Below are 25,340 nucleotides of genomic sequence, written 5' to 3'. Positions count from 1 at the left end.
CAGCGACTAGATGAGCTCGCTAGCGTAGCGATATCTTGTCACTGTCTAGATCATGGAGGCTGGGATGGCTCCGCTAATCACCCTGCTGCTGGGCACCATCGTCGCCCGCGTCACCGGCTGGATTGGCCTCGATTACGTCAACGGCTGGACCGCCGCGATCGCCGTCGGACTGGCGGCCATGTTCGTGCTGACCGGCGTCGCGCACTTCGCCCGGCCGCTGCGCGGCGACCTCATCGCGATCGTGCCGCCCCGGCTGCCTGCGCCCGGTTTGCTCGTCACCGTCACCGGCGCGCTGGAGCTGTTGGGCGCCTTGGGCCTGTTGCTTCCCGCCACCCGAGTGCCTGCGGCCGGGTGCCTGCTGGTGCTGATGCTGGCCATGTTCCCGGCCAATATCCACGCGGCGCGGATGCCGAACCCGCCCAAGTCGATGACGACGCGGTTATCGCTGCGCAGCGCCACCGAGGTCGTCTTCCTGGCCGCCGCCGCAGCGGTCGCCATCGGCGGCGGCTAGCAGCCAGGCGTATTGGAATGCGGTTTCCTGCCAGGACTTGTAGCGACCGCTGACGCCACCGTGCCCGGCGCTCATCTGCGTCTTCAATAGCACTTGGGGCACGTGGTTGCCGTTGGCGTTGGCGTGCCGCAGCGCCGCAACCCACTTGGCCGGCTCGACGTAGTAGACCCGGGTGTCGTTCAGCGAAGTCATCGCCAGAATGGCGGGGTACCGCTTGGGCTCGACGTTCTCGTAGGGCGAATACGACTTCATGTAGGCGTAAACATCGCTGTCGCTCAACGGGTTTCCCCATTCGTCCCACTCGGTGACGGTCAGCGGCAACGACGGATCCAGGATGGTGGTCAACGGGTCGACGAAGGGGACCTGGGCAAGGATTCCGGCGAAGAGATCCGGTGCCATGTTGGCCACCGCACCCATCAGCAGACCGCCCGCGCTGCCACCCATTGCCACCAATTCTTGGGGTCGGGTCAGGCCCGAGTCCACCAGATGCTTTGCCACCGCGACAAAGTCGGTGAAGGTGTTCTTCTTCTCCAGCAACTTGCCGTGTTCGTACCACAACCGGCCCATCTCACCGCCGCCGCGCACGTGGGCGATGGCGAACACCATGCCCCGGTCCAGCAGCGACAACCGCGCGATGGAAAAGCTGGGGTCGATGCACGCCTCGTACGCGCCATAGCCGTAAAGCAATGCGCGCGCGGGGAATTCGATTCCGGCGCGGTGCACTATCGAGATCGGGATCCGGGCGCCGTCGGCCGCGTACACCCAATCGCGCCGCTCGACGTAGTCCGTGGGCCGGTAGTCGCCGAGTACGGGCTGCTCGCGTAATAACGTGCGCTCGCCGGTAGCCACGTCGACGTCGTAAATCCGCGCCGGGGTGACCAGAGATCCCGCCCTGATCCGCAGCTTGGGCGAATCCCAACTCGGATTGGCGCTCAGCCCGGCCGTCATCAGCTCCGAGTCGAACGAGATCTCTTCGGGCTCACCGTAGTCACCGCCGGGCTCGATCGGCCACAGCTGGATGCGCGGCAACGCCTCACGCCGGTAACTGACCGCCAGATGGCCGGCGAAGGCGTCCACACCGTCCAGCCGGACGTCGTTGCGGGGTGGGATCAGCGTGCGTTGCCGCCCGGGATCACCGACCGGGGCCTCCGCCAGGGTGAAGTTCACCGCCCCGTCGTTGTGCAGGAGCAGGAATCGGTCCTGCCCGCCGATCACCGCATGCTCGACGGAATACTCGACCCCGTCGCGGCGCGGCAGCACGACGGTGAACTGCGCATTCGGATCCGCCGAGGGCGCGTAGCGGACCTCGGAGGTGATGGCCGACCCCGCGACGATGAGAACGTAGGCCTCACTTCGGGTGAGCCCCACCGCCACGAAGAACCGCTCGTCGGGTTCGTGATACACCTGCTCCGACGGTTGGCCGGCCCCCAACCGATAGCGCCACACCGTATCCGGGCGCCATGCCTCGTCCACCGTCACGTAGTACACCGTGCGGTTGTCGGCTGCCCAGGTCACTCCCGCGCCGATGCCGACGATCTCGTCTGGGAACTGCTCGCCGCTGTGTAAGTCCTTGAACCGCAGCGTATATCTCTCGTCGCCGACGACGTCGACGGAATACGCCAGCAGATTGCCATCCAAGCTGACCAGGCAGGCGCCCAGCGCGAAGAAGTCGTGGCCATCCGCTTCGGCGTTCGAGTCGAGCAACACCTGCTCACCGGGTATCTCGGTGTTCTCATCGAGGGTCGGTGGGTTCCAGTCGTCGGGATCGGTGACCGGACAACGACACTGGACGCCATATTGCTTTCCCTCGAAGGTGCGTGCGTAGTACCACCAGTCGCCTTGTCGAATCGGCACCGACAGGTCGGTTTCCTTGGTGCGCGCCTTGATCTCGTTGAATATCTCTTGCCGCAGGGGCTCCAGGTGGGCGGTCGCGCGGTCGGCGTACTCGTTTTCCGCCTCAAGGTGAGCGATGACTTCGGGGTTGGCCTTGTCGCGCAACCATTCGTAGGGGTCGACGAAGACGTCGTCGTGATGCTCCCGGCGGGTCTCGACCCGTTTGGCCGTGGGCGGTTGGGGGGTCATGCGCCCGGGCCTATCCAGTCGCCGAAACTCAGACCCGAAATCCGTTCGTAGGCATCGATGTAACGGCCGCGGGTGGCCTCGATGATATCGTTCGGGAGCGGGGGCGGCGGCCGGGTACCGGCACGGTCCCAGCCGGACGCGGGGCTGGTGAGCCAGTTGCGGACGAACTGCTTGTCGAAGCTGGTCTGCACGACACCCGGCCGGTAGCCGTCGGCGGGCCAATACCGCGACGAGTCGGGCGTGAAAATTTCGTCGGCCAGCACCAGGCCACCGTCGCGGTCGATCCCGAACTCGAACTTGGTGTCGGCGATGATGATTCCCCTCGTCAGAGCGTGATCGGCCGCCTGCACATAGATCTGCAGCGTACGGTCGCGCAGCTGGTTGGCGCGCACCCCGCCGACCAGCTCGATCACCCGGGCAAACGAAATGTTCTCGTCGTGGTCGCCCAGTGCGGCCTTCGTCGCAGGAGTAAACAACGGTGTGGCGAACTTGCTGGCCTCGACCAGGCCCGGCGGCAAGGCGATACCGCAGATCTTCCCGGTCGCCTGGTAGTCCAGCAATCCCGAGCCGGTCAGGTAGCCGCGAGCCACACATTCCACCGGAAGCATCTCGAGTCGCCGCACCACCAGCGCGCGGCCGAGCACCTCGTCGGGGATCCGCGGGTCATCCGGTGGCCCGGCCAGGTGGTTGGGCGCATCGACAAGGCCGAAGAAGAACACGCTCATGGCGGTCAGGATGCGGCCCTTGTCCGGGATGGTGCTGTCGAGGACATAGTCGTACGCCGAAATCCGGTCGGTGGCGACCAACAGCAGGTGCTCGTCGTCGACACGGTACAGCTCACGAACCTTGCCGCTGGCCAGATGCTGGTAGTCGGACAACGCGGAGCGCATCGCGTCACTCTAGCGGGCAGCCCCGTGCTGGAATCTAACCCTGTGCTGGTATGGAGGCTATGAGACTGCGGTTATTGCCCTACGCCACCACACCCGTTCGACTGGGCGCCCAGCTCACCAGCGACATCGCCGTCGCCGCCTGGACGGCGACATGGGTGTTCGTGGGCCTGGCCGTGCACAGCGCCATCTCGACCATCGCCGAGGCGGGGCGCCAGATCGAGAACGGCTCGCAGGGAATCGCCGGCAACCTGGCCTCGGCGGGTCACGGCGCGCAGCTCATCCCGGTGGTGGGCGATACGGTCAGCCAGCCGATTACCGCGGCCAGCCAGGCCGCGCTCAACGTCGCGGGCGCCGGCCACAGCCTGGACACCACGGCGAGCTGGCTGGCGGTGCTACTTGCGCTGGCCGTCGCCGCGACGCCGATCCTTGCGGTGGGCATGCCGTGGATTGTCCTGCGGCTGCGGTTCTTCCGCCGCAAGTTGGCGGTGACCGCCCTGGCCGCCACCCCGGCCGGTCGACAGCTGCTGGCGCTGCGGGCACTGACAAACCGGTCGCCGCGCAAACTGGCCGCGGTCAGCGCGGATCCGGTCGGCGCGTGGCGCCATGAGGATCCGGTCATCATCCACCAGCTCGCCGCGCTCGAACTGCGGGCGGCCGGCATCACGACTCGGGCAGGTTAGCGAGGGCCCGACAGCAATTCGACGACCAGGTGCCGAATGCCGGTGTGCCGGTTGCTGCGAGTCCATTCGACGGGCTCCACCACCCGCACGTCGCCGAAGCGCGACAGCAGCTCCTCGTACAACACCCGCAGTTCCAGCCGCGCCAGGTTAGCGCCCAGGCAGTAGTGCACACCCTGACCGAAGCCCAAGTGTGGGTTGGGTTTTCGTGCGATGTCGAACTCATCGGCGCGGTCGAACACGAGGGCGTCGCGGTTGGCCGAACCCTCCCAGATCTGAACCTTCTGTCCCGCCTCGATGGGGAGTCCGCCGAGCGTGACATCGCGTGTCGCGGTGCGCCGCTTGGACGGGGACGGCGAGGTCCACCGAACGATCTCCTCGATGGCCGTCGGCAGCATGTCGAGATCGTCACGCAGCGCCTGCCACTGGTCCTTATGGCCGGCCAGCGCCAACAACCCGCCCGCGACCGCGTTGCGCGTCGTCTCGGCGCCGGCGCTGAACAGCAGGCTGAAGAACAGGTACAGTTCGAGATCCGACAGGGCCGGCGCGTCCATGTCGTCGAGCCTCGCGTTGGCCACCACCGACAACATGTCGTCGGTCGGTAGCGCCCGCTTCGACGCGATCAACTGCTGGCCGTAGGCGTACATCCGTGACCCGGCCTCTTCGGCCGACAGCTGCGATAGCTGGGATATTGACGCCTTGCGCGAGCCGCCGAAGTCGAACTGCGGCTCGATGGCCTCGAACAGCCAATGTCGTTCCGATTCCGGCACTCCCAGCAGGATGCAGATCATCTGCATCGGCAGCTCGGCCGCGATGTCGACCAGGAAGTCGAACGGTTCGCCCGGCACCACCGCATCCAGCAGCCGGCGCGCCCGGGCCCGCAGGTCGTCCTCGACGCGACGGATCATCCGCGGCGTCAGCCCGGAGCTGACGAGTCGCCGAATCTGGGCATGCCGCGGGTCGTCCATCATGTTGAGCACCTGGCCCGCGATGGCCAGGTCCTGCAAGAGCGTGCCACCGAATGGTCGCCCACCGCCGGTGACCGAGGAGAAGGTCACCGGATCCTTCAGCACCGCAAGCGTTTCCGCGTGCGTGGCGACGGACCAGAAACCTTCCCCGTCGGGGGTGTTGTCGGTCGGCGCGTGCCAGTACACCGGCGCCTCGCGACGATGGACGGCGAACAGCTCGTGCGGAAATCCGTTGGCGAAGTTGTCCAGATCGGTGAAGTCGATCCCCGAGAGCGCACCGACGGCGGTCACAGGATCGCTCCTGGGGTGTACTTGGCCGCCTCCGGATAGCGGCCCACCAGTGTGTCCACCATCGCGGCCACCTCGTCCACTTGCTCGCCGGCGGCACCGGTGAACGCGGTCTTGTCGGCCAGCGCGGCGTCCAGTGCGGCACGGTCCAGCGGCAGCCGGGGATCGGCGGCCAACCGGTCCAGCAGGTCGGGTTCGGCGCCGCGTTCGCGCATGGCCAGTGCCGTCGCCACCGCGTGCTCGCGGATCACGTGATGTGCGGACTCGCGACCCATGCCCGCGCGCACCGCCGCGATCAACACCTTGGTGGTGGCCAAGAACGGCAGATAGCGGTCCAGCTCGCGCTGGATCACCGCCGGGTAGGCGCCGAACTCGTCGAGCACCGTCAAGAACGTCTCGATCTGCCCGTCGATGGCGAAGAAGCTGTCCGGCAACGCGACCCGGCGCACCACCGAGCAGAAGACGTCGCCCTCGTTCCATTGCGCGCCGGCCAGTTCGGCCGCCATCGATGCGTATCCGCGGAGCACCACCTGCAGCCCGTTGACCCGTTCGCAGCTGCGGGTGTTCATCTTGTGCGGCATGGCCGACGACCCGACCTGGCCCGGCGCGAAACCCTCGGTGACGAGTTCGTGCCCGGCCATCAGGCGGATGGTGTGTGCCAGCGACGACGGTCCCGCGCCGAGCTGCACCAGCGCGGAGACCACGTCGTGGTCCAGCGACCGTGGGTATACCTGTCCGACGCTGGTCAAAACCGTTGCAAAGCCCAGAAATTCAGCGATGAGGCGTTCCAGTTCGGCGAGTCTGGCGGCCCCTTGTTTTCTGCCGCCCAGGAGGTCGAGCATGTCCTGGGCGGTGCCCATCGGGCCCTTGATGCCACGCAGCGGATAGCGGTCGATCAACTCGCGCAGCCGGGTCAACGCGATCAGCGTCTCCTGCGCCGCGGAGGCGAACCGCTTGCCCAACGTGGTGGCTTGCGCGGCGACGTTGTGGCTGCGGCCGGCCATGACCAGATCGCGATTGGCCACTGCCCGCTCGGCGAGCCGCGCGACCACCGCCACCCCGTGTGAGAAGACCAGTTCCAGCGAACGCCGAATCTGCAACTGCTCCACGTTCTCGGTCAGGTCGCGGCTCGTCATCCCCTTGTGCACGTGCTCGTGACCGGCCAGCGCGTTGAATTCCTCGATGCGAGCTTTGACATCGTGGCGCAGCACGCGTTCGCGGGCCGCGATCGATGCCAGATCGACATCCTCGAGCACCCGCTCGTAGTCGCCGATCGCTTCGGAGGGAACGTCTACCCCCAGCTCGGCCTGGGCCCGCAGCACCGCCAGCCACAGTCGACGCTCCGCGACCACCTTGGCCTCGGGCGACCAAATCGCGACCATCTCGGCGCTGGCGTACCGGGCGGCCAGGACGTTCGGAATGCTCACAAAAACACAGCTTACGGTCGCGGCCCACGTGCGTGGTCGCCGAGCGTACGCCACTGCGAAGAATCGGGCGGGGCGGCACCTCGCAGTGGTGTTACGCTCGCGGCTGCCGCGCGGCCGCGGCGCTGCTCCCGTGTCATACCCTGGCCCGGTGTACTTCGTCGGCGTGGACCTCGCCTGGGCCGGTCGGCGACCGACCGGTGTCGCGGTGGTCGACGCTGACGGCGCTTTGCTGGGTGTCGGCGCGACCCGCGACGACGCCGACGTGCTGGCGGCGTTGTGGCCGTACGTGCAGGGCGATTGCGTGGTCGCGTTCGACGCGCCGCTGGTGGTGGCCAACGCGGGCGGCCAGCGCCCGGCGGAGACCGCGCTGAACCGTGACTTCCGCAGGTTCGAAGCCGGAGCACACCCCGCTAACACCGGCAGGCCCGAGTTCGCACAAGGCTCGCGTGGCGCACACTTGGCTCGCGCGCTGGACTTGGACCTGAACCCCTTCTCGTCCGCGACGCGGCGCGCCATCGAGGTCTACCCGCATCCGGCGACGGTGGTGCTGTTCCGGCTGGCGCGCACGCTGAAGTACAAGGCCAAGCCGGGCCGTGACGTTCACCAGCTCAAATCGGAGCTGCTGCGGCTGATGGACGGCGTGGAGGGCCTCGCGCACGGCTCAGTGCCGCTGCACGTCGCAAACCTCGATGCCTGGGTGGAGTTGCGCCGGCAGGTGGTGACCGCGCGCCGCAAAAGCGATCTCCGCCGCGCCGAAGACCCGGTCGACGCCGTGGTCTGTGCCTATGTGGCGCTGTACGCCGAGCGCCGCCCGTCCGACGTCACGATCTACGGGGACATCGCCACCGGGTACGTCGTTACGCCGACGCTGCCGACGGATTTACTTCCAGTCAGACCCGCACCGGCCGCTGATCGACCGGTGCGAGCACGTCGATGAGGTCGATCAACGTCATCAGCGCGGCCGAACGGGGATCGCGCCCTTCGACCAGCGCGGAGACCACCGATCCGTCGACCGCGCAGATCAGCGTGCACACCAGTTCGATATGGACCGATCGCCCTGATCGTTCTATGGCCTCCCCGACCGCTTCGGCGCGCTGCCGCAAGTTGCGCCGCATGGTTTCGCGCAGCGCGGGCAGGCGGGTACAGGCAATGTGGCGTTCGTAGCGCGAGATCAACTGCTCGGCAAGCCCCGGACCGGACACATCCCCCACCAGCAGGTCGACCAGCACCTCCGCGGTGGTCTCGGGCCCGCGACGCCGCCGGGACAGGGTGTTGACCCTGGCCCGTAGCTGCGCCACCTCGAGCATCCCGACGTGTTCGACCGCGCGGGCGATCAGATCGTCGAGCGACGAGAAGTAATAGGTGGTCGATGCCAATGGCAGGCCCGCCCGCCGGGCGACCGCCCGGTGCCGCACCGCCTCGAACCCGCCTTCGCCAAGCAGCTCGGCGGCAGCGCTCACTAGCGCGTACCGCCGACGTTCTCCTTTTGGAGTAACTGCTGCCGTCACGCCCACACATGCTGCCAGTCAAAGTGGTACTGCATTGCCATTTTGGCCAAACGTCCATGGCATGATGACCCGCATGCCAGACTTGAGCCGCCGCGCCGTGCTCGGCCTCGGTGCCAGCGCGGCTTTCGGCGCGTTCGGGGCATATGCGCTCGACATGCTGTTTCAGCCGCGAACATCACACGCCATGCCCGCGCCGGCGACTGGCACCGCTGTTCCGTTGAAACCGCCGGCACCGCCGCTCGACCCGGCCCCGCCGGCTCAGGCGGCGCCCACCATGGTTACGGGATCGTTCGTGTCGGCGGCGCGCGGTGGCAAATCAACCGCTTGGGGCATCGCGCGCCCACCGGGCCAGACCAAGGCGTTACGGCCGATAATCGCGCTGCACGGCCTGGGAGGTAGCGCGTCCGGCGTGCTGGAGGGCGGCGTCGAACAGGGCCTGGCGCAGGCCGTCAACGCCGGGTTGCCACCGTTTGCGGTGGTCGCCGTCGACGGGGGCGGGAGCTATTGGCACCGGCGCGCGTCCGGCGAGGACACGGGGGCCATGGTGCTGGACGAGCTCATCCCGCTGCTGGACACCCAGGGTCTGGACACCTCGCGGGTGGCGTTCTTGGGCTGGTCGATGGGCGGCTACGGCGCACTGCTGCTCGGCGGCCGGCTGGGGCCCGCGCGCACCGCGGCGATCTGTGCGGTGAGCCCGGCGCTGTGGCTCTCCCCCGGCGCGGCCGCACCCGGCGCGTTCGACGGCGCCGACGACTTCGCGGCGAACTCGGTGTTCGGGATGCCGGCGCTGGCGTCGATCCCGATCCGCGTGGATTGCGGTGATGGCGATCCGTTCTACGCCGCGACGAAGCAGTTCATCGCCTCCCTGCCCAACCCGCCCGCGGGTGGCTTCTCACCCGGCGGGCACGGCGCGGGGTTCTGGACCTCGCAGCTGCCGGCCGAGTTGACCTGGATGGCGCCGTTGCTGACGGCCTAGGCAGACTTGCGACGATGACCGCATCTTTCGACTGGAGCCTCCCCTACGCCTGGCCGCGCAAGCCCGTCCTGGCGGCCAACGTTGTCTGCACGTCACAACCGCTGGCCGCCCAAGCGGGTCTTCGGATGCTCGCGGGGGGCGGGAACGCGGTCGATGCGGCCATCGCCACCGCGGTCACCCTCACCCTGGTGGAACCGGTATCCAACGGCATCGGCTCGGACGCCTTCGCGATCGTCTGGGACGGTGAGCAACTGCACGGATTGAACGCGTCGGGCCGCTCGCCCGCGGCGTGGACGCCAGAGTATTTCGGCGGCAACGCTGTTCCCGCAGTCGGGTGGAACTCGGTGACCGTGCCCGGCGCCGTGTCGGCATGGGCCGAGCTGCACGCCACGTTTGGAAGGCTCCCGTTCGAAAGGCTATTCGAGCCGGCTATCTCGTACGGCCGCAACGGATTTCTGGTCTCGCCAACCGTTGCGGAGCAATGGGCGGCACAGGTGCCGCTGTTCGAACGCCAGCCCGGGTTCGCCGATGCGTTCATGCCCGGTGGGCGCGCGCCAAAACCCGGTGAGCAGTTCAGGTTTCCCGACCACGCGACCACACTAGAGAAGATCGCGGCCAGCAACGGCGAGGCGTTCTACCGCGGAGAGCTGGCGGCGAAACTCGAGGCGCACGCGGCGGCCAACGGCGGCGTCATGCGCGCCAGCGACCTCGCTGCCCATCGTGCCGACTGGGTCGGCACCATCGACGGAACCTACCGCGAGTACACCGTCCACGAGATACCGCCCAACGGCCAAGGGATCGTCGCATTGATGGCGCTCGGGATCCTCGAGCAGTTCGACATGTCCTCGTACCCGGTCGATTCCGCCGACAGCGTGCACTTGCAGATCGAGGCCCTTAAGCTCGCCTTCGCCGACGCACAGGCCTACGTCGCCGACCTCGACCACATGCCGGTGCGCCCGGAACACCTGCTCGATGCGGAGTACCTGAAGCAGCGCGCCGCGCTGATCGATCGGGCAAGGGCCAAACCGGCGTATGCCGGAAGCCCGAAGGGCGGCACCGTGTATCTCACCGCCGCCGACGCCTCGGGGTTGATGGTGTCGATGATCCAGTCGAACTACCTGGGGTTCGGCTCCGGGGTGGTGGTCGGAGGCACTGGCATCTCGCTGCAAAACCGTGGCACCAATTTCGTTGCGACACGAGGACATCCGAACCGAGTCGGGCCGAACAAGCGTCCTTTTCACACGATAATTCCCGGCTTTGTGACCAAGGACGGCACACCGGTGATGAGCTTCGGGGTGATGGGCGGCCCGATGCAACCGCAGGGCCACGTGCAGGTGGTGGTGCGCATCGCCGACTATGGCCAGAACCCGCAGGCGGCCTGCGACGGCCCCCGGTTCCGCTGGGTGCAGGGTTTGCAGGTCAGCTGCGAGCAGGGTTTCCCGCCGTCCACGCTCGAGGAACTGCGCCGGCGCGGGCACGACCTGGTCTCCGTTGGCGACTACAGCCAGTTCGGCAGCTGCCAGGCCATCTGGCGGCTCGACGACGGGTATCTCGCGGCCAGTGATCCACGCCGGGACGGCCAAGCCGCAGCGTTCTGAGGCGTCCTAAACGCTGATCTTGCCCTCGGCCGCCAGCAATCCGATGTCCCTTCGGAAATGGCTGCCAGGCAATCGGATTGAACCGAGAATGTCATACGCCCGCGAGCGCGCGGCGGACAGGTCGGGGCCGGTGCCCACCACCGAGAGCACTCGACCGCCCGACGAGACGATCGCGCCGTCGTCGCGCCGGGCGGTGCCGGCGTGCAGCACCCCCTCGGCTTCCGAACCGACGACGACATCACCGACCCGCGGGCGCCCGGGATAGTTTTCGGCCGCCAACACCACCGTCACGGCCGCACCATCGCGCCAGCGCAACTCGCCGAAGCTGGCCAACTCCCCGGTGCCCGCCGCATACAGAAGCTGCCCGAGCGGTGAATCGAGCAGCGCCAGCACGGCCTGCGTCTCCGGATCGCCGAAGCGGCAATTGAACTCGACGACCGCCGGCCCGTCGGCGGTGATCGCCAGACCAACATACAACAATCCACAGAACGGGCTGCCACGCCGAACCAGTTCGCCCGCAACGGGTTCGACGATCTGGCCGACCACGTGCCGGTACATGTCGTTGGGCAACCAGGGCAACGGCGCATAGGCGCCCATGCCGCCCGTGTTGGGTCCGGTGTCGCCCTCTCCGACACGCTTGAAGTCCTGCGCCGGCAGCAGCGGCACCACGGTTTGGCCGTCGACGACGCAGAACAACGACACCTCGGGGCCGTCGAGATAGGACTCCAGCAGCACCGGGTGCCCGGCCTCGAGCAGCCCGGCGGCGTGGGCGCGCGCGACGTCGCGGTCCGGCGTCACCACCACGCCCTTGCCGGCGGCCAGGCGATCGTCTTTCACCACCCAGGCCGGGTCACCGGAGGGCGGCCCGAACCGATCCAGCACCGCGTCCAAATGCGCCGGGTTGTCCACGATTTCGCTCTTGGCGGTCCGCACACCGGCCGCCGCCATGACCTCTTTGGCGAACGCCTTGGAGCCTTCGATGCGCGCCGCGTCCTTGCTGGGCCCGAAGCACACGATGCCGGCGGCGCGCACGGCGTCGGCCACCCCGAGCACCAGTGGTACCTCGGGACCGATGACCACCATGTCGGCCCCGACCTCGCGAGCCAGGGCGACGACGTCCTCACCGGAGGTGATGTCGACGTCGTGCTGCTCGGCCAGCCGCGCCGTGCCCGCGTTGCCCGGCGCGATGATCAGTCCCCTGACCTGCGGGTCCCTGCTCAGCGCCAAGAGCAGGGCATGCTCACGGGCACCGGAACCGATCACCAGGACGCGCACGACACGTCAGAGTAGTCGGAGCCTGCGTCTGGGTGTCAGGGCTTCGACGGTGTTCACCCGGCGGAGGATTCGCCGACCCCGCCCTTGTGCGTACGTTCGACGCCGCGGGCGCCCGGCTCCCCAGGGCGATCTGGGTTGGTCGGCCTGCCGCGCGGGGACTTCGGTGACGGCAGCCTTCGTGTCCGCCTGCGCGCGGCCCTCGGCGGCCTTCTTGCGCTTGGCCGCAAACCCGCACCGGCTGACGGTGCACGCCCGCCTCGACGACGGCATCGTGCCTAACCTGGCTTTAGGATCGGGCGGACCCGGTACGGGGCTCGGCCACTGACGGCAGGACTTGCCCAATGCCCCGAGCGAACAGAGGACGCAGCGTTGTGCATCTAAAGCCCCGAATCGACTTCGGCCCTGTTTGGATCCTCACCAGAGCCGTGGGCCGCAGGCTACCCGAAGCCCGCCGGCTCGTGTATCGAGGTGTCTTGATGGCCGCGGCCATAGCGACCCTTGTTGGGCCGCCGATTGTTGCAGCCAAACCGGCGGCTCCGAATCATCCTGCGGCCGACCGTGATGCACTGTGGAAAATTGTGCACGACCGTTGCGAAGCGGGCTATCAACGTACCGGCGCGTATGCTCCCTGCATATTTGTGGATGAAGAGTCCGGCACGGTCTTGTACAAATCCAATTTTGGTTCGTACCACTTCCTGCTAGTTCCACTTGCTCGCATCACGGGAATCGAAGACCCCGTCCTGCTGGAGGCAGCGACCCCCAATTATCTCTATTACTCCTGGCGTGCCCGGTTCCTCGTAACCTCGCACCTGAATAATTTACTTTCAGAGTCGGATGTAATCCTCACAGTTAACCCGAAGAACGCGCGTACCCAGGATCAATTGCACATTCACATATCGTGTGCGACGCCGACGCTATCGTCGATCCTAAAGAACATCGATCCATCCGAATACGTTCAATGGAGCCAGCTCCCCACCAATGTGGAAGGTCACGCCTATCAAGCTTTGGTGGTTAGCGGCGACGCGCTCAGATCCGAGAATCTGTTCAAGGACGTCAACACGAAGGTAACGGCTGACGGCAAAGAGATGGAATATGCGTCGGTCGCACTTGCAAAGGTTGCGCCTGAAAGATTCTTGCTGCTGCTAGCCGAGGGAACCGAGGACCAGCCCGCTCCGGCCGAGACGCTCCAAGACCCCGACTGCTCCATCGCCAAGAGCGGATGACACCCTTTGCCGCGGCGCGAAGGCCACGACACGTCACCTCAGCCGGATTTACCCGGCTCCCCAGCGGCCGCCCCCTCTCGGCCGCTGAGGAGCGAGCTACCCCGATTCGCCGGCCTCCTTCGCCAGGACTTCGGCCGCATTGGCCTTCGCGTCGGCCCGCGCGCCGTCCTTCTTGCGCTTGGCGGCAACCCGTTCGATCGCGCTGTTCAGCCTCGATCCCAGCGGGAAGCCGACGTAGTGGGTGATGAAAATGGCGAGCTCACGCAACTCGTCGAGGGTGAATTCCTCGTTGTGCAGAACGGCGTTGACCTGGACCTCCAGCAGGTCCGACTGGCCCTGGGCGGTGAGGACCGCGATCACCGCCATCCGGCGGTCACGCATCGACAGCCCGGGACGCGTCCAGATCTTGCCGAAGAGGTGGTCGACGGTCAGCGCGAAGTACTCGCCCGGCATGTCGGGCATGTCCCAGGCGTAGACCTGGTTCATCGTGTCCAGGCCCTTGCGGCGCAGTTCGTCCATCACGTCTCCTCAGGTGGGTTGGGGTCCGGGTGCGGTACCCCGAGGCCGATCGCCAGCCGCTGCAGCGCCAGTCGGGCCAGCGGCAGGTCGACCGATACCGCCTCGCCCAAGGCCAGCGCCAGGCCCAGATCCTTCTCCCCCAGCGCGCGGGTGTGCTCCAGCAGCGGACGGAACGGGTCGTCGGCTTGCATCGGCGCCGTCGTCGTCCGGAACATGATCGCCCCCGGACCACCGGTGAGGGCATCGGTGTGGCGCACCACTTGGGCGAGTGCCCGCAGGCTCAGGCCGCTTGCCTCGGCCAGCTTCTCCGCCTCGGCCGCGGCCGCGTAGGACACGAAGGTCAGCATGTTGCGCGCCAGCTTCATCCTGGTGCCCGCCCCCGGCTGACCCGCGTGGATAACCAGGGACGCCCATTGCTGGAACGGCTCTTTGATCCTCTGGAACGTCTCGTCGTCCGCACCCACCATCGTGGCCAGTTCACCTTTGGCTGCCGCCCCCGCACCGCCGCTGACTGGAGCATCCACGATGTGGATGCCCCGCGGGTTCAATTCGCGGGCAAGGTCGACGGCGGTGGTGTCGCTGATGGTGGAGTGGATCGCGATGATGGTGCCGGGCTTGGCGCGCGCGGCCAGTCCCCCCTGGCCGGTGACAACCTCGCGCACCTGCGCGTCGTCGAACACGGTGATGCCGATGATGTCGGCCTCGGCGACGTCGGACAGCGCGGCCGCGGCGGTGGCGCCGCCGTCGATGAAGGGGGCCATGGCCTCGGGGCGCACATCGAACACCGTCAGGCCGCCCGGCCAGTCCAGGTAGCGCTTAGCCATCGGCGCGCCCTGGTTACCCAGGCCGACGTACCCCAGCCGCGGCGCGCTCGCGTCGTGAGTCATGACCGGATGATCTGTCCGCCATCGACATTGAAGATCTGCCCGGTGATCCACGACGCCGCATCCGACAACAGGAACAGGCACATCCCCACCAGGTCCTCGGGTGTGCCAATCCTGGACAGCGGGATGGTCTGCACCATGTTCTTGACCAGTTCGCCGGGCGCGACGGTTCTGGTGGCTTCGGTGTCGATGGGCCCGGGTGCGATCGCGTTGATCCTGATCTTCATTCCGCCGAGCTCGCGGGCGAGCTGCTGGGTCAGTCCGTTGACGCCTACTTTGGCCAGACCGTAGAAGTTGGAATACAGCCACGCCGCGGTGGACGACTGGTTGACGATCGCGCCGCCGCCCCGCTTGGCCATGTGCCTGTACACGGCGCGGCTGCACACCAGCGCCCCGTCGAGGTTGACGCTCATGAATCTCTTGTAGTAGTCCAGCGGCACGGTCAGCAGCAGGTCGACCTTCATGCCGCCGTAGATGGCGGCGTTGTTCACCAGGCAGTCGATGCCGCCGAATTCGGCCACGGCGCGATGGGCCATGGCCTTGGCCGAATCCTCGTCGGAAACGTCAACGGGCACCGCGATTGCCGCGCCGCCGTCGGCGACGATCTGCTTGGCCACGGCTTCGGCCCCGTCGACATTAATGTCGGCGACGACGACGGACGCCCCTTCGCGGGCCAGGGCCCGAGCGTACGCTTGCCCGATGCCCTGGGCGGCGCCCGTGACGATGGCCACCTTGTCGGCGAACTGCATACGTTTCCTCTCCGCTAGCTCAAATCACCGCGGTGGCAATGAGTTTGGTTTCCAGGTACTCCTCGAAGCCGGCCAGGCCCATCTCGCGGCCGATGCCGGATTGCTTGTAGCCCCCGAACGGTGCGTCGGCGGAGTACCAGACCCCGCCGTTGACGTTGACTGTGCCGACCCGCAGCCGTGCGGCCACCCTCGCGGCGCGTTGCGGATCCGCACCAAACACGGTGCCGGACAAACCGTATGGCGAATCGTTGGCAATGCGCACCGCGTCGTCGTCGCCGTCGTGGCCGATCACGACGAGGACCGGTCCGAAGATCTCCTCGCGGGCGGACCGGGCGTCGTTGCTCAGACCCGCGACAACCGTTGGCTCGATGAAGAAGCCGACGTCCCTGCCTGCCGGCCGGCCGCCGCCACACGCGAAAGTCCCGCCCTCGGCGATGGCCAGGTCGAGATAGCCCTGAACGCGATCCCGCTGTCGCGCCGAAATCAGCGGCCCGCACACGGTTCCGGGGTCGCTGGGGTCGCCGGGGGTGATCGATGACATGGTGGCCGCGGCGACGGAGACGGCCTCGTCATAGCGGGCCCTCGGCACGACGAGGCGGGTCGTGATGGCGCATCCCTGCCCGGCGTGCATGCACGCCGAGAATGCCGATACCCCGCTGGCGGCACCCAGGTCGGCATCATCGAGCACGACGAACGCCGATTTGCCGCCCAGCTCCAGGAACACCTTCTTGATGGTGGCGGCGGCGTCTGCCATTACGCTGCGGCCGGTGGCCGTGGACCCGGTGAACGAAATCATGTCCACCCGAGGATCTTTGGCCAACAACGCACCCAAGCCGTGATCGGTAGAGGTGACCACGTTGATCACGCCCGGTGGAAATTCGGTGTGCTCGGCGATGATTTCCCCGAGCACGGCCGCACACCAGGGCGTGTCGGGCGCGGGCTTGAGGACGACGGTGTTGCCCGCGGCCAGCGCGGGCCCGAGCTTGGCCAGGTTGATTTGGTGCGGGAAGTTCCACGGGGTGATGGCGCCGACGACGCCGACGGCTTCGTGTGCGATCGTGCGCCGCGTGGCGATGCCCATCGGGGACGCCTCGCCGAGGTCGGTGTTCCACGCGTAGGACTCTGCCGTGTCGGCCGCGAATGCCAAATCGGCGACCGGGCCCTCCAGCTGAGCGCTGGCGGTGAGCATCCGCGGTGCGCCGACCTCCGAGATCGTCAACTCTCGTAGCTCCTCTATGTGTTCGCGCATCGCGTCGCGCAGCTGGCGCACGCACCGCACCCGTAGCTCGGTGTTGACCGCCCAGTCGGTGTCGTCGAAGGCTCGCCGCGCGGCGTCGATGGCGCGGCTCATGTCGTCGGCGTCGGCGTTGGCCGCGACCCCCAGCACCTCCTCGGTGGCCGGATTGATCGTCGGGAAGGTGCCCGCCCTGCCGTCCGACAGCTTGCCATCGATGAACAGCGAACTAACGCCGTCGGCCAACAGGGTCATGCCTGCCTCCTGCCCGTATTAGTCAAGCGATCAATGAAGTGGACACATGTCCGATATTGCCTCCCGGAACCATAGCCGCCAGCCCGTCGACGGTGCAAGGGCCGATCCGGCGACGCTGCCAAAACCGCACTAAATATCCCAATTCACGGCATGTTTACTAGGGGAACTTGCTTCGTGGCCGTCCATCCGATAACGTGGACAGGTGTCCAGCGATGTTCTCGTCAGCGTTTCGCCGCAGACCGGCGAGTCGCCGCGCAACCGCCGCCAGGAGGAGACCTTCCGCAAGGTGCTCGCCGCCGCCATGGAGACGCTGCGGCAGAAGTCGTACGCCGACCTGACCGTGCGCACGGTGGCCGCCCGCGCCAAGGTGGCCCCGGCTACCGCCTACACCTACTTCTCGTCGAAAAACCACCTGATCGCCGAGGTCTACCTCGACCTGGTCCGTCGGGTTCCCTACTTCACCGACGTCAACGACCCCATGCCCACCCGGGTGGATCGGGCGTTGCGCCACCTGGCGCTGGTGGTCGCCGACGAACCCGAGGTCGGCGCCGCGTGCACGGCGGCCTTGCTCGGCGGCAGCGCCGACCCCGCCGTGCGCGCCGTGCGCGGACGGATCGGCGCCGAGATCCACCGCCGCATCACGTCTGCCATCGGGCCGGGCGCCGACCCCGGCACCGTGTCCGCGCTCGAAATGGCCTTCTTCGGCGCACTGGTGCAAGCCGGCAGCGGTGCCTTCACCTACCATGACATCGCCGACCGGCTGGCCAACGTGGTCGGCCTGATCCTGGCCGGAGCCGGAAAGGGCTGCGACGCATGAGCATCCGTGTTGGCGAGCCCCAGCTGATGCTCGATCCCTACGACTACGACTTCCACGAAGATCCGTACCCGTACTACCGGCGACTGCGCGACGAAGCCCCGCTGTACCGCAACAAGGAGCGGAAGTTCTGGGCGTTGTCTCGCCACCAGGATGTGCTGCACGGCTTCCGCAACAGTACCGCGCTGTCCAACGCCTATGGCGTCTCGCTGGATCCGGTGTCGCGCAGCGCCGATGCCCACCGGGTGATGTCGTTTCTGGCCATGGACGATCCGGGGCATCTGCGGCTGCGCACCCTGGTGTCCAAGGGCTTCACCCCACGCCGGATCCGTGAACTCGAGCCGCGCGTGCGCGACTTGGCGCGTGCGCATCTGGACGCGGCCTTACAGAACGAAACGTTCGATTTCATCGCCGAATTCGCCGGCAAGCTGCCGATGGATGTGATCTCGGAACTGATGGGCGTCCCAGCGGCGGACCGGACCCGCATCCGCACGCTGGCCGACGGTGTCATGCATCGCGAGGACGGAGTGGCCGATGTCCCGGCTTCGGCCATGCGGGCGTCAGCCGAACTCTTGGTCTACTACGCCGAATTGGTCAAGGACCACCGCAAGAAGCCGTCCGGAGACTTGACGTCGGCGTTGCTCGAGGCCGAGATCGACGGGGACCGCCTCACCGACGAGGAGATCATGGCGTTCCTGTTCCTGATGGTGGTGGCCGGCAACGAGACCACCACCAAACTGCTTGCCAACGCCGCATATTGGGGCTGGAAGAACCCGGACCAGCTGGCCGGTGTCTACGCCGACAACTCCCGGATCCCGCTGTGGGTGGAGGAGACGCTGCGCTACGACACGTCCAGCCAGATTCTGGCCCGCACGGTCGCGCGGGATCTCGTGCTTTACGACACCACGCTGCGCGCCGGTGAGGTGCTCTTGCTGCTGCCGGGCTCGGCCAACCGCGACGACAGGGTTTTCGACGACCCCGACGACTATCGCGTCGGCCGCGAAATCGGCTCGAAACTAGTCAGTTTCGGCAGTGGGGCACACTTCTGTCTGGGCGCGCACCTGGCCCGGATGGAAGCTCGCGTGGCGCTGGGTGAATTGTTCACCCGGATCCGCGGCTACGAGGTGGACGAAAACAGCGCGGTGCGCGTCCATTCCAGCAATGTGCGCGGATTCGCCGCCCTTCCGATCACCGTGGAGACCAAGTAGATGCCTCGCTTCGAGCCGCATCCGGCCCGCCGACCCGCGATCGTCGCCGGCGCGTCATCGGGCATCGGCGCGGCCACCGCGACCGAACTCGCCGGCCGCGGCTTCCCGGTCTCTTTGGGTGCCCGACGTATGGACAGGTTGGCCAGGCTCGTCGACGACATCCGCGCCGACGGTGGCGAGGCGGTGGCCTTCCCGCTCGATGTCACCGATCCCGAGTCGGTGAAATCGTTTGTGGCGCAAACGATCGACGCACTCGGCGAGGTGGAGGTGCTGGTGTCCGGCGCCGGAGACATGCTCCCCGGACGGCTGCACGAGATCAGCACCGACGCCTTCACCGAACAGGTTCAGATACATCTGGTCGGCGCCAACCGCCTGGCCACCGCGGTGCTGCCGGACATGGTGGCACGCCGACGCGGCGACCTCATCTTCGTGGGTTCGGATGTCGCGCTGCGTCAACGGCCACACATGGGCGCGTATGGCGCGGCCAAGGCGGGCCTGGTCGCCATGGTGACAAACCTGCAGATGGAGTTGGAAGGCACCGGTGTTCGCGCGTCGATCGTCCATCCCGGCCCGACGCTAACGGGCATGGGCTGGCAGCTGTCCGCCGAACAGGTCGGCCCCATGCTGGCCGATTGGGCGAAGTGGGGTCAGGCCCGGCACAACTACTTCCTGCGTCCCAAGGACCTGGCGCGGGCGATCGCGTTCGTCGCCGAAACGCCGCGCGGGTCGGTGATCGTCAACATGGAGGTCCAGCCCGAGGCGCCGCTGAGCGATGCGCCGGCCGACCGTCAGGAACTAGCGCTCCGCGAAGAGGGGATGTCGAACCCATGAGTGTTGGTGCCATTGCCCGGGTTTCCGGCGGGAAGGACGAACACGGCCACCTCGATGAGTTCCGCACCGACCCGATCGGTCTGATGCAACGGACCCGCGACGAGTGCGGTGACGTCGGCACCTTCCAATTGGCCGGCAAGCACGTCGTTTTCCTTTCGGGCGCGCAAGCTAACGAGTTTTTCTTCCGGTCCAGCGACGACGACCTGGACCAGGCCGAGGCCTACCCCTTCATGACGCCGATCTTCGGCAAGGGAGTCGTTTTCGACGCCAGCCCCCAGCGGCGAAAGGAGATGCTGCACAACGCCGCGCTGCGCGGCGAGCAGATGAAAGGCCACGCCGTCACCATCGAGAACGAGGTGCGCCGGATGATCGCCGACTGGGGCGAGGCCGGCGAGATCGACCTGCTGGACTTCTTCGCCGAGTTGACCATCTACACCTCCTCGGCCTGCTTGATCGGCAAGAAGTTTCGCGACGAACTCGACGGGCGATTCGCCAGGCTCTACCACGAGCTCGAGCGCGGCACCGATCCGCTGGCCTACGTCGACCCCTATCTACCGATCGAGAGCTTCCGCCGCCGTGACCAAGCCCGCGAAGGGCTGGTGGCGCTGGTGCAAGCCATCATGAACAACCGAATCGCCAACCCGCCGACGGACAAGAGCGGCCGGGACATGCTCGACGTGCTCATCACCGTCAAGGACCAGGACGGCAATCCCCGCTTCTCGGCCGACGAGATCACCGGCATGTTCATCTCGATGATGTTCGCCGGGCATCACACCAGTTCGGGCACCGCATCGTGGACGTTGATTGAATTGATGCGCCATCGCGAGGCCTACGACGCGGTGATCAGGGAACTCGACGAGCTCTACGCCGACGGCCGGTCGGTGAGTTTCCATGCGCTGCGCCAGATTCCGCGGCTGGAGAACGTGCTGAAGGAGACGCTGCGGCTGCATCCGCCGCTGATCATTCTGATGCGGGTGGCCAAGGGCGAGTTCGAGGTCCAGGGCCATGCGGTCCACGCGGGCGATCTGGTGGCCGCCTCACCGGCGATCTCCAACCGGATACCCGAGGATTTCCCCGACCCCGATGACTTCGTGCCGGAACGCTACGAGGAGCCACGTCAGGAAGACCTGATCAACCGGTGGACGTGGATTCCGTTCGGCGCCGGCAGGCATCGCTGCGTGGGCGCGGCATTTGCCACCATGCAAATCAAGGCGATCTTCTCGGTTTTGTTGCGCGAGTATGCATTTGAGATGACACAGCCGCCGGAAAGCTATCGCAACGACCATTCCAAGATGGTGGTACAGCTGGCGCAGCCGGCGCGCGTGCGTTACCGCCGCCGGAAGGGAGGTTGATGATGGGCTACCGAGTCGAGGCCGACCTGGATTTGTGCCAGGGCCACGCGATGTGCGAGCTGGAGGCGCCCGACTACTTCCGCGCGCCCAAGCGCGGCCAGGTCGAAATCCTCGACGCCGAGCCGCCCGAGGCGGCCCGCGGCGAGATCATGCGGGCCGTGCGGGCCTGCCCCACCCAGGCCTTGTCGATCCGAGATGCAGGGTCGAACCCAGAAACAGCGTCCATCCGAGGACGAGGAACGGGAGATTGATCGTGGCCGAATTCCCGCGTTCGGAACTGGAAGGGGTGGTGCAGCGCTGGTTGGAGGCCAACCGCCAGGCGGAGCGGACCGGCGACTGGACCCTGCTCGCCGCGTTCTACACCGACGACGCCACGTATGGCTGGAACATCGGTCCCAAAGAGGACGTGATGTGCGTCGGGATCGACGAGATTCGCGACATCGCGCTCGGCCAGGAAATGGAAGGCCTGCAGGGCTGGCGCTACCCGTACCAACGCGTCGTGATCGACGACAAGCTGGGCGAGGTCGTCGGGTTCTGGAAGCAGGTCGCCACCGATTGCGACGGAGCCGAGCAGGAGGTGTATGGCATCGGCGGCAGCTGGTTCCGCTACGCCGGTGGTGGGAAATGGAACTGGCAGCGCGACTTCTTCGACTTCGGGCATGTTTCGGCGCTCTACCTGGAATTGATCAAGGCCGGCAAGCTCTCGGCGGGCATGCAGAAGCGCATTGAACGGGGCATCTCCGGTGACAAAGTGCCTGGTTATTACCCGCTCGGGAAGACTCCGGTACCCCTCTGGTAGGCATGTGGTGATCGCCCGTTCAGCCAATCGGTTGTTCCGGGGCCGTTCGTAGCCAACGTTCAACGATGAAAGCAGGTTCACGGTGAAGACCAAGGGCGCACTGATCTGGGAGTTCAACCAGCCGTGGTCCATCGAAGAGATCGACATGGGTGACCCGGTCAAGGACGAGGTCAAGATCCAGATGGAAGCGGCGGGCATGTGCCACTCCGACCACCATCTGGTCACCGGCGGGATCCCGATGGCAGGCTTCCCGGTGCTGGGCGGACACGAGGGCGCCGGTATTGTCACCGAGGTTGGTCCCGGCGTGGAAGACATCGCCCCGGGTGACCACGTGGTGTTGTCCTTCATCCCGTCCTGCGGCAAATGCCCGACCTGTCAGGCGGGGATGCGCAACCTGTGTGATCTAGGGGCCGGACTGCTGGCCGGCGCGGCGGTGAGCGACGGCACGTTCCGCATCCAGGCCCGCGGCCAAAACGTCTACCCGATGACGCTGCTGGGGACGTTCTCGCCGTACATGGTGGTGCACAAGAGCTCGGTGGTGAAGATCGACCCGTCGGTCCCGTTCGAGGTCGCCTGCCTGGTCGGCTGCGGTGTTACCACCGGCTACGGTTCGGCGGTCCGCACCGCCGACATCCGGCCGGGCCAGGACGTCGCCATCGTCGGTGTCGGCGGGGTCGGTATGGCGGCGTTGCAGGGCGCGGTGGCGGCCGGCGCGCGCTATATCTTCGCGATCGACCCCGTGGAATGGAAGCGTGATCAGGCCTTGAAGTTTGGCGCCACCCACGTCTACCCGGACATGGAGGCCGCACTGCTGGGCATCGCCGAGGTCACCTACGGTCTGATGGCCCACAAGGTGATTCTCACCGTCGGCGAACTCAAGGGCGCCGACATCGACAGCTATCTGAACATCACCGCCAAGGGCGGCACCTGCGTGGTGACCGCGATTGGCAGCCTGCTGGACACCCAGGTGAACGTGAACCTGGCGATGCTGACCCTGATGCAAAAGAACCTGCAGGGTACCATCTTTGGCGGCGGCAATCCCCAGTACGACATCCCCCAACTGTTGGCGATGTACAAGGCCGGCAAGCTCAACCTCGACGACATGGTCACCACCCAGTACAAGCTCGAGCAGATCAACGACGGCTACCGAGACATGCTGGACGGCAAGAACATTCGCGGCGTCATCCGATACACGGACGCGGATCGGTAAACGCCACCTGCCTGGAGTGGCCTGGAGTGGCCCGCTTTCCGCACCTGTTGGCGCCGGGACGAATCGGCGCCATGGCGGTGCGTAACAGGCTCGTCATGTCGCCCATGGAGACCATGTACGGCACCCCGGACGGGCTGCCCTCGGAACGCACCCGCGACTATTTCGCCGCCCGCGCGAAGGGCGGCGTCGGCCTGATCACGGTGGGCGCCACCGGAGTAGACAATCGGCACCCCGAGACTCCCGCCGGCCTGCACCTGGCCACCGACGCCTCGGTCGATGCGCATCGGGCGCTGGTGGACGTGGTGCACGAGCACGGCGCCAAGATCCAGCCGCAGATCGTGCACGCCGGACCGGACGGCCTGGGGCCGGAGATGTTCGGCGTGACGTCGCTGGGGCCGTCGGTGATTCCTTCCTATCTGACCGGCCGCCCGTCGGCCGAGATCACCAAGGAGCGGCTCGTCGAGGTGTTCGATCTGTTCAAGGCCGCCGCGCGGCGCGCGGCCGAAGCCGGCTACGACGGTATCGAGCTGCACGCCGCGCACGGCTACATGTTGTTAGGCTCATTCCTTGCCCCACAACGCAATCGGCGTACCGACGAGTACCGTGGTGACTCCCCACATGGCCGGCTGCGAGCGGTGCTGGAGGCGCTGGCCGCGATCCGGTCCGAAATCGGCGACGCGCTGCCGATCACGCTGCGCATCTCCGGATACGAGCGGGTCGCCGGGGGTCGGCCGATATACGAAACCGCCCGGATGGCGCCCGAACTCGTCGCCGCCGGCGTGGACGCATTCCACGTCAGCGGAGGCGTGATCGATCGGCTCGTCACCGGGATGGTCAATGGCGCCGACGACGGCGATGAAGTCAATGTCGGTGCCGCGGCCGCGGTCAAGCAGGTGGTCGACGTGCCGGTGATCGCCGTCGGCCGGATCCACGATCCCGCCCGGGCCGAGCGGATCCTCGCCGACGGACGCGCCGATTTCATCGCGATGGGACGTCCGCTGCTGGCCGACCCCGATCTGCCGCACAAGCTGCTGTCCGGTCAGGCGCGCCAGGTGCGCAAGTGCATCTCGTGTGAAAACTGCATCGACGCAATGGAACAGCGTTTCTCGGTGGACTGTGCGGTCAACCCCCGCACCGGCAGGGAGCGCGAACTGGCGGGCCCTCGCGCCAAGTGCCGCAAGCGGGTGGTGGTGGTCGGTGGCGGTCCGGCCGGACTGGAGGCCGCGCGCGTGGCCGCCGAGCGCGGGCATCACGTCACGCTTTTCGAACGCGGTGGTCAACTGGGCGGAGCGCTGCGCTGGGCATGCGTCCTGCATCCGGAAAACCAGCCGTTCCTGCATTACCTGCGCCAGGAGATCCGGCGCAGCACCGCGAAAGTTCGTCTCGGCCATACTATTTCGGCCGCCGAGGTTGTCGCCATGAGGCCGGATGCGGTGGTGGTGGCCACCGGTGGCCACGTCGTGGTGCCCGAGATTCCCGGTGCTGAGCTGCCACACGTTCGCACGGGGCCTGGGTTGCGTGAATTGCTGGATGGCACGCTGTTGGCCGGCTGGCGGCAGCGGCTGGTGCGTCCCACCGTGGTTAGGCTCGCCGCCCGCGCATGGATGCCGGTCGGCCGCCGTGTCGCGATCATCGGCGGTGACCTGGTCGCTCTCGAACTCGCCGAGTTCCTGGCGACCCGTGGCCGACTGGTGTCGGTACTGGAGGCGGGTAAGGACATAGCCCCGGAGGTGGGCAACAAGCGCAAGACCGAGCACATGGATCGGCTGGACCGGCTGGGTGTCGCCGTTCACGTCCGTGCTGCCGTCTCGCGGATTACGCCCGCCGCCGTGGTGTTCTCACCGTCCGGCGGGGCCAGCCGGGAACTGGCCGCCGACAGCGTGGTGCTGGCCGGCGCCATGGAGCCCGACACCGCGCTGTTCGACACCCTGGTCGCCGCCATGCCCGATGCCGAGGTGCACGCCGCCGGCGATTGCAGCGGCCTGGGCCTCATCCGCAAGGCCACCGAGGACGGCGCTCGCGCCGCGTGCGCCATCTAGAAAATCAACAGGAGAGATAGCCC

General features: G+C 67.0%; 24 protein-coding genes. 14 read left to right on the top strand and 10 right to left on the bottom strand.

The window, feature by feature from the left end:
- Positions 1–64: 64 nt before the first annotated feature.
- On the top strand, positions 65–511 hold the full coding sequence (locus G6N24_RS00535) for a DoxX family protein (protein WP_085159182.1): 447 nt from the start codon (positions 65–67) through the stop codon (positions 509–511).
- On the opposite strand, the gene G6N24_RS00530 is transcribed toward G6N24_RS00535, so the two are convergent.
- Positions 440–2,593, bottom strand: coding sequence for a S9 family peptidase (locus G6N24_RS00530; protein ID WP_085159180.1), 2,154 nt, complete (start codon positions 2,591–2,593; stop codon positions 440–442). The two genes, G6N24_RS00535 and G6N24_RS00530, sit on opposite strands and share 72 nt — an antisense overlap.
- Positions 2,590–3,483 (bottom strand): phosphoribosylaminoimidazolesuccinocarboxamide synthase, encoded by an 894-nt coding sequence (locus G6N24_RS00525; RefSeq protein WP_085159178.1) that lies wholly within the window; start codon positions 3,481–3,483, stop codon positions 2,590–2,592. Before G6N24_RS00525 ends, G6N24_RS00530 begins: the two co-directional genes overlap by 4 nt.
- A gap of 59 nt (positions 3,484–3,542) precedes the next feature.
- On the opposite strand from G6N24_RS00525, the gene G6N24_RS00520 reads away from it, so the two are divergent.
- Positions 3,543–4,163 carry a hypothetical protein gene (locus G6N24_RS00520; protein ID WP_085159176.1) on the top strand — a complete coding sequence of 207 codons (621 nt, stop codon included), beginning with the start codon at positions 3,543–3,545 and terminating at the stop codon, positions 4,161–4,163.
- On the opposite strand, the gene G6N24_RS00515 is transcribed toward G6N24_RS00520, so the two are convergent.
- Together G6N24_RS00515 and purB are read right to left on the bottom strand one after the other, a co-directional pair.
- Positions 4,160–5,419, bottom strand: coding sequence for a cytochrome P450 (locus G6N24_RS00515; protein ID WP_085159174.1), 1,260 nt, complete (start codon positions 5,417–5,419; stop codon positions 4,160–4,162). The genes G6N24_RS00520 and G6N24_RS00515 overlap by 4 nt on opposite strands.
- Entirely contained in the window at positions 5,416–6,843 is a 1,428-nt protein-coding gene (purB, locus tag G6N24_RS00510) for an adenylosuccinate lyase (RefSeq protein WP_085159172.1), read from the bottom strand. The genes G6N24_RS00515 and purB overlap by 4 nt, the downstream gene beginning before the upstream one ends.
- Positions 6,844–6,991: 148 nt before the next feature.
- On the opposite strand from purB, the gene G6N24_RS00505 reads away from it, so the two are divergent.
- Positions 6,992–7,780, top strand: coding sequence for a DUF429 domain-containing protein (locus tag G6N24_RS00505; protein ID WP_085159170.1), 789 nt, complete (start codon positions 6,992–6,994; stop codon positions 7,778–7,780).
- On the opposite strand, the gene G6N24_RS00500 is transcribed toward G6N24_RS00505, so the two are convergent.
- Complete coding sequence (locus G6N24_RS00500; protein WP_139822325.1) at positions 7,734–8,357, bottom strand: TetR/AcrR family transcriptional regulator; 624 nt, start codon at positions 8,355–8,357, stop codon at positions 7,734–7,736. The genes G6N24_RS00505 and G6N24_RS00500 overlap by 47 nt on opposite strands.
- Before the next feature lie 55 nt (positions 8,358–8,412).
- On the opposite strand from G6N24_RS00500, the gene G6N24_RS00495 reads away from it, so the two are divergent.
- Both G6N24_RS00495 and G6N24_RS00490 read left to right on the top strand, forming a co-directional pair.
- Positions 8,413–9,327 (top strand): alpha/beta hydrolase-fold protein, encoded by a 915-nt coding sequence (locus G6N24_RS00495; RefSeq protein ID WP_085159166.1) that lies wholly within the window; start codon positions 8,413–8,415, stop codon positions 9,325–9,327.
- Between the two features lie 14 nt (positions 9,328–9,341).
- On the top strand, positions 9,342–10,925 hold the full coding sequence (locus G6N24_RS00490) for a gamma-glutamyltransferase family protein (RefSeq protein ID WP_085159164.1): 1,584 nt from the start codon (positions 9,342–9,344) through the stop codon (positions 10,923–10,925).
- A gap of 6 nt (positions 10,926–10,931) precedes the next feature.
- On the opposite strand, the gene purD is transcribed toward G6N24_RS00490, so the two are convergent.
- Positions 10,932–12,200, bottom strand: a complete 1,269-nt coding sequence (gene purD / locus G6N24_RS00485; protein WP_085159162.1) for a phosphoribosylamine--glycine ligase — start codon at positions 12,198–12,200, stop codon at positions 10,932–10,934.
- Positions 12,201–12,676: 476 nt separating this feature from the next.
- Here purD and G6N24_RS00480 point away from each other — a divergent pair, with 476 nt between their 5' ends.
- A complete protein-coding gene (locus tag G6N24_RS00480; protein WP_139822324.1) occupies positions 12,677–13,423 on the top strand; it encodes a CDP-diacylglycerol diphosphatase in 747 nt (248 codons plus the stop codon).
- 96 nt (positions 13,424–13,519) lie between these two features.
- Here the strand turns inward: G6N24_RS00480 and G6N24_RS00475 are convergent, their stop codons facing one another.
- The 4 genes from G6N24_RS00475 to G6N24_RS00460 are packed head-to-tail and all read right to left on the bottom strand — an operon-like array spanning position 13,520 to position 17,064.
- Entirely contained in the window at positions 13,520–13,945 is a 426-nt protein-coding gene (locus tag G6N24_RS00475; protein WP_139822323.1) for a carboxymuconolactone decarboxylase family protein, read from the bottom strand.
- Positions 13,942–14,829, bottom strand: a complete 888-nt coding sequence (locus G6N24_RS00470; protein WP_085159155.1) for an NAD(P)-dependent oxidoreductase — start codon at positions 14,827–14,829, stop codon at positions 13,942–13,944. The genes G6N24_RS00475 and G6N24_RS00470 overlap by 4 nt, the downstream gene beginning before the upstream one ends.
- A complete protein-coding gene (locus G6N24_RS00465; protein ID WP_085159153.1) occupies positions 14,826–15,575 on the bottom strand; it encodes an SDR family oxidoreductase in 750 nt (249 codons plus the stop codon). Before G6N24_RS00465 ends, G6N24_RS00470 begins: the two co-directional genes overlap by 4 nt.
- 19 nt (positions 15,576–15,594) lie before the next feature.
- On the bottom strand, positions 15,595–17,064 hold the full coding sequence (locus G6N24_RS00460) for an aldehyde dehydrogenase (RefSeq protein ID WP_085159151.1): 1,470 nt from the start codon (positions 17,062–17,064) through the stop codon (positions 15,595–15,597).
- Positions 17,065–17,266: 202 nt separating this feature from the next.
- Between G6N24_RS00460 and G6N24_RS00455 the strand changes: the two genes are divergently transcribed.
- The 8 genes from G6N24_RS00455 to G6N24_RS00420 all read left to right on the top strand — a co-directional run bounded on the left by G6N24_RS00455 (position 17,267) and on the right by G6N24_RS00420 (position 25,317).
- Positions 17,267–17,881: a TetR/AcrR family transcriptional regulator gene (locus G6N24_RS00455; protein ID WP_085159149.1), complete on the top strand. Its 615-nt coding sequence runs from the start codon at positions 17,267–17,269 to the stop codon at positions 17,879–17,881.
- Positions 17,878–19,086 carry a cytochrome P450 gene (locus G6N24_RS00450; RefSeq protein ID WP_085159147.1) on the top strand — a complete coding sequence of 403 codons (1,209 nt, stop codon included), beginning with the start codon at positions 17,878–17,880 and terminating at the stop codon, positions 19,084–19,086. Before G6N24_RS00455 ends, G6N24_RS00450 begins: the two co-directional genes overlap by 4 nt.
- The gene (locus tag G6N24_RS00445; RefSeq protein WP_085159145.1) at positions 19,087–19,917 is read left to right on the top strand and encodes an SDR family oxidoreductase; all 831 of its coding nucleotides are present in this window, start codon (positions 19,087–19,089) and stop codon (positions 19,915–19,917) included.
- Complete coding sequence (locus G6N24_RS00440; protein ID WP_085159143.1) at positions 19,914–21,269, top strand: cytochrome P450; 1,356 nt, start codon at positions 19,914–19,916, stop codon at positions 21,267–21,269. The genes G6N24_RS00445 and G6N24_RS00440 overlap by 4 nt, the downstream gene beginning before the upstream one ends.
- 2 nt (positions 21,270–21,271) lie before the next feature.
- Positions 21,272–21,520, top strand: coding sequence for a ferredoxin (locus G6N24_RS00435; protein ID WP_139822322.1), 249 nt, complete (start codon positions 21,272–21,274; stop codon positions 21,518–21,520).
- Positions 21,521–21,522: 2 nt separating this feature from the next.
- Positions 21,523–22,068, top strand: coding sequence for a Cif family virulence factor (locus tag G6N24_RS00430; protein ID WP_085159139.1), 546 nt, complete (start codon positions 21,523–21,525; stop codon positions 22,066–22,068).
- Positions 22,069–22,150: 82 nt separating this feature from the next.
- Positions 22,151–23,278, top strand: coding sequence for an NDMA-dependent alcohol dehydrogenase (locus G6N24_RS00425; RefSeq protein ID WP_085159137.1), 1,128 nt, complete (start codon positions 22,151–22,153; stop codon positions 23,276–23,278).
- A gap of 26 nt (positions 23,279–23,304) precedes the next feature.
- Positions 23,305–25,317 (top strand): oxidoreductase, encoded by a 2,013-nt coding sequence (locus G6N24_RS00420; protein ID WP_139822321.1) that lies wholly within the window; start codon positions 23,305–23,307, stop codon positions 25,315–25,317.
- Positions 25,318–25,340: the final 23 nt, after the last annotated feature.

Origin of the sequence: Mycobacterium lacus (assembly GCF_010731535.1) — a bacterium.
In the GTDB taxonomy this organism is placed as follows: domain Bacteria; phylum Actinomycetota; class Actinomycetes; order Mycobacteriales; family Mycobacteriaceae; genus Mycobacterium; species Mycobacterium lacus.
Note: the sequence above shows the minus strand (reverse complement) of the source record. Positions and strands in the feature narration are given on the sequence as shown.

Excerpts from the sequence above, each read along its gene's own strand:
- G6N24_RS00535 (WP_085159182.1), top strand. The coding sequence starts at position 65 with ATGGCTCCGCTAATCACCCTGCTGCTGGGCACCATCGTCGCCCGCGTC.
- G6N24_RS00530 (WP_085159180.1), bottom strand. The coding sequence starts at position 2,593 with ATGACCCCCCAACCGCCCACGGCCAAACGGGTCGAGACCCGCCGGGAG.
- G6N24_RS00525 (WP_085159178.1), bottom strand. The coding sequence starts at position 3,483 with ATGCGCTCCGCGTTGTCCGACTACCAGCATCTGGCCAGCGGCAAGGTT.
- G6N24_RS00520 (WP_085159176.1), top strand. The coding sequence starts at position 3,543 with ATGAGACTGCGGTTATTGCCCTACGCCACCACACCCGTTCGACTGGGC.
- G6N24_RS00495 (WP_085159166.1), top strand. The coding sequence starts at position 8,413 with ATGATGACCCGCATGCCAGACTTGAGCCGCCGCGCCGTGCTCGGCCTC.
- G6N24_RS00490 (WP_085159164.1), top strand. The coding sequence starts at position 9,342 with ATGACCGCATCTTTCGACTGGAGCCTCCCCTACGCCTGGCCGCGCAAG.
- G6N24_RS00480 (WP_139822324.1), top strand. The coding sequence starts at position 12,677 with ATGGCCGCGGCCATAGCGACCCTTGTTGGGCCGCCGATTGTTGCAGCC.
- G6N24_RS00470 (WP_085159155.1), bottom strand. The coding sequence starts at position 14,829 with ATGACTCACGACGCGAGCGCGCCGCGGCTGGGGTACGTCGGCCTGGGT.
- G6N24_RS00465 (WP_085159153.1), bottom strand. The coding sequence starts at position 15,575 with ATGCAGTTCGCCGACAAGGTGGCCATCGTCACGGGCGCCGCCCAGGGC.
- G6N24_RS00460 (WP_085159151.1), bottom strand. The coding sequence starts at position 17,064 with ATGACCCTGTTGGCCGACGGCGTTAGTTCGCTGTTCATCGATGGCAAG.
- G6N24_RS00450 (WP_085159147.1), top strand. The coding sequence starts at position 17,878 with ATGAGCATCCGTGTTGGCGAGCCCCAGCTGATGCTCGATCCCTACGAC.
- G6N24_RS00445 (WP_085159145.1), top strand. The coding sequence starts at position 19,087 with ATGCCTCGCTTCGAGCCGCATCCGGCCCGCCGACCCGCGATCGTCGCC.
- G6N24_RS00440 (WP_085159143.1), top strand. The coding sequence starts at position 19,914 with ATGAGTGTTGGTGCCATTGCCCGGGTTTCCGGCGGGAAGGACGAACAC.
- G6N24_RS00435 (WP_139822322.1), top strand. The coding sequence starts at position 21,272 with ATGGGCTACCGAGTCGAGGCCGACCTGGATTTGTGCCAGGGCCACGCG.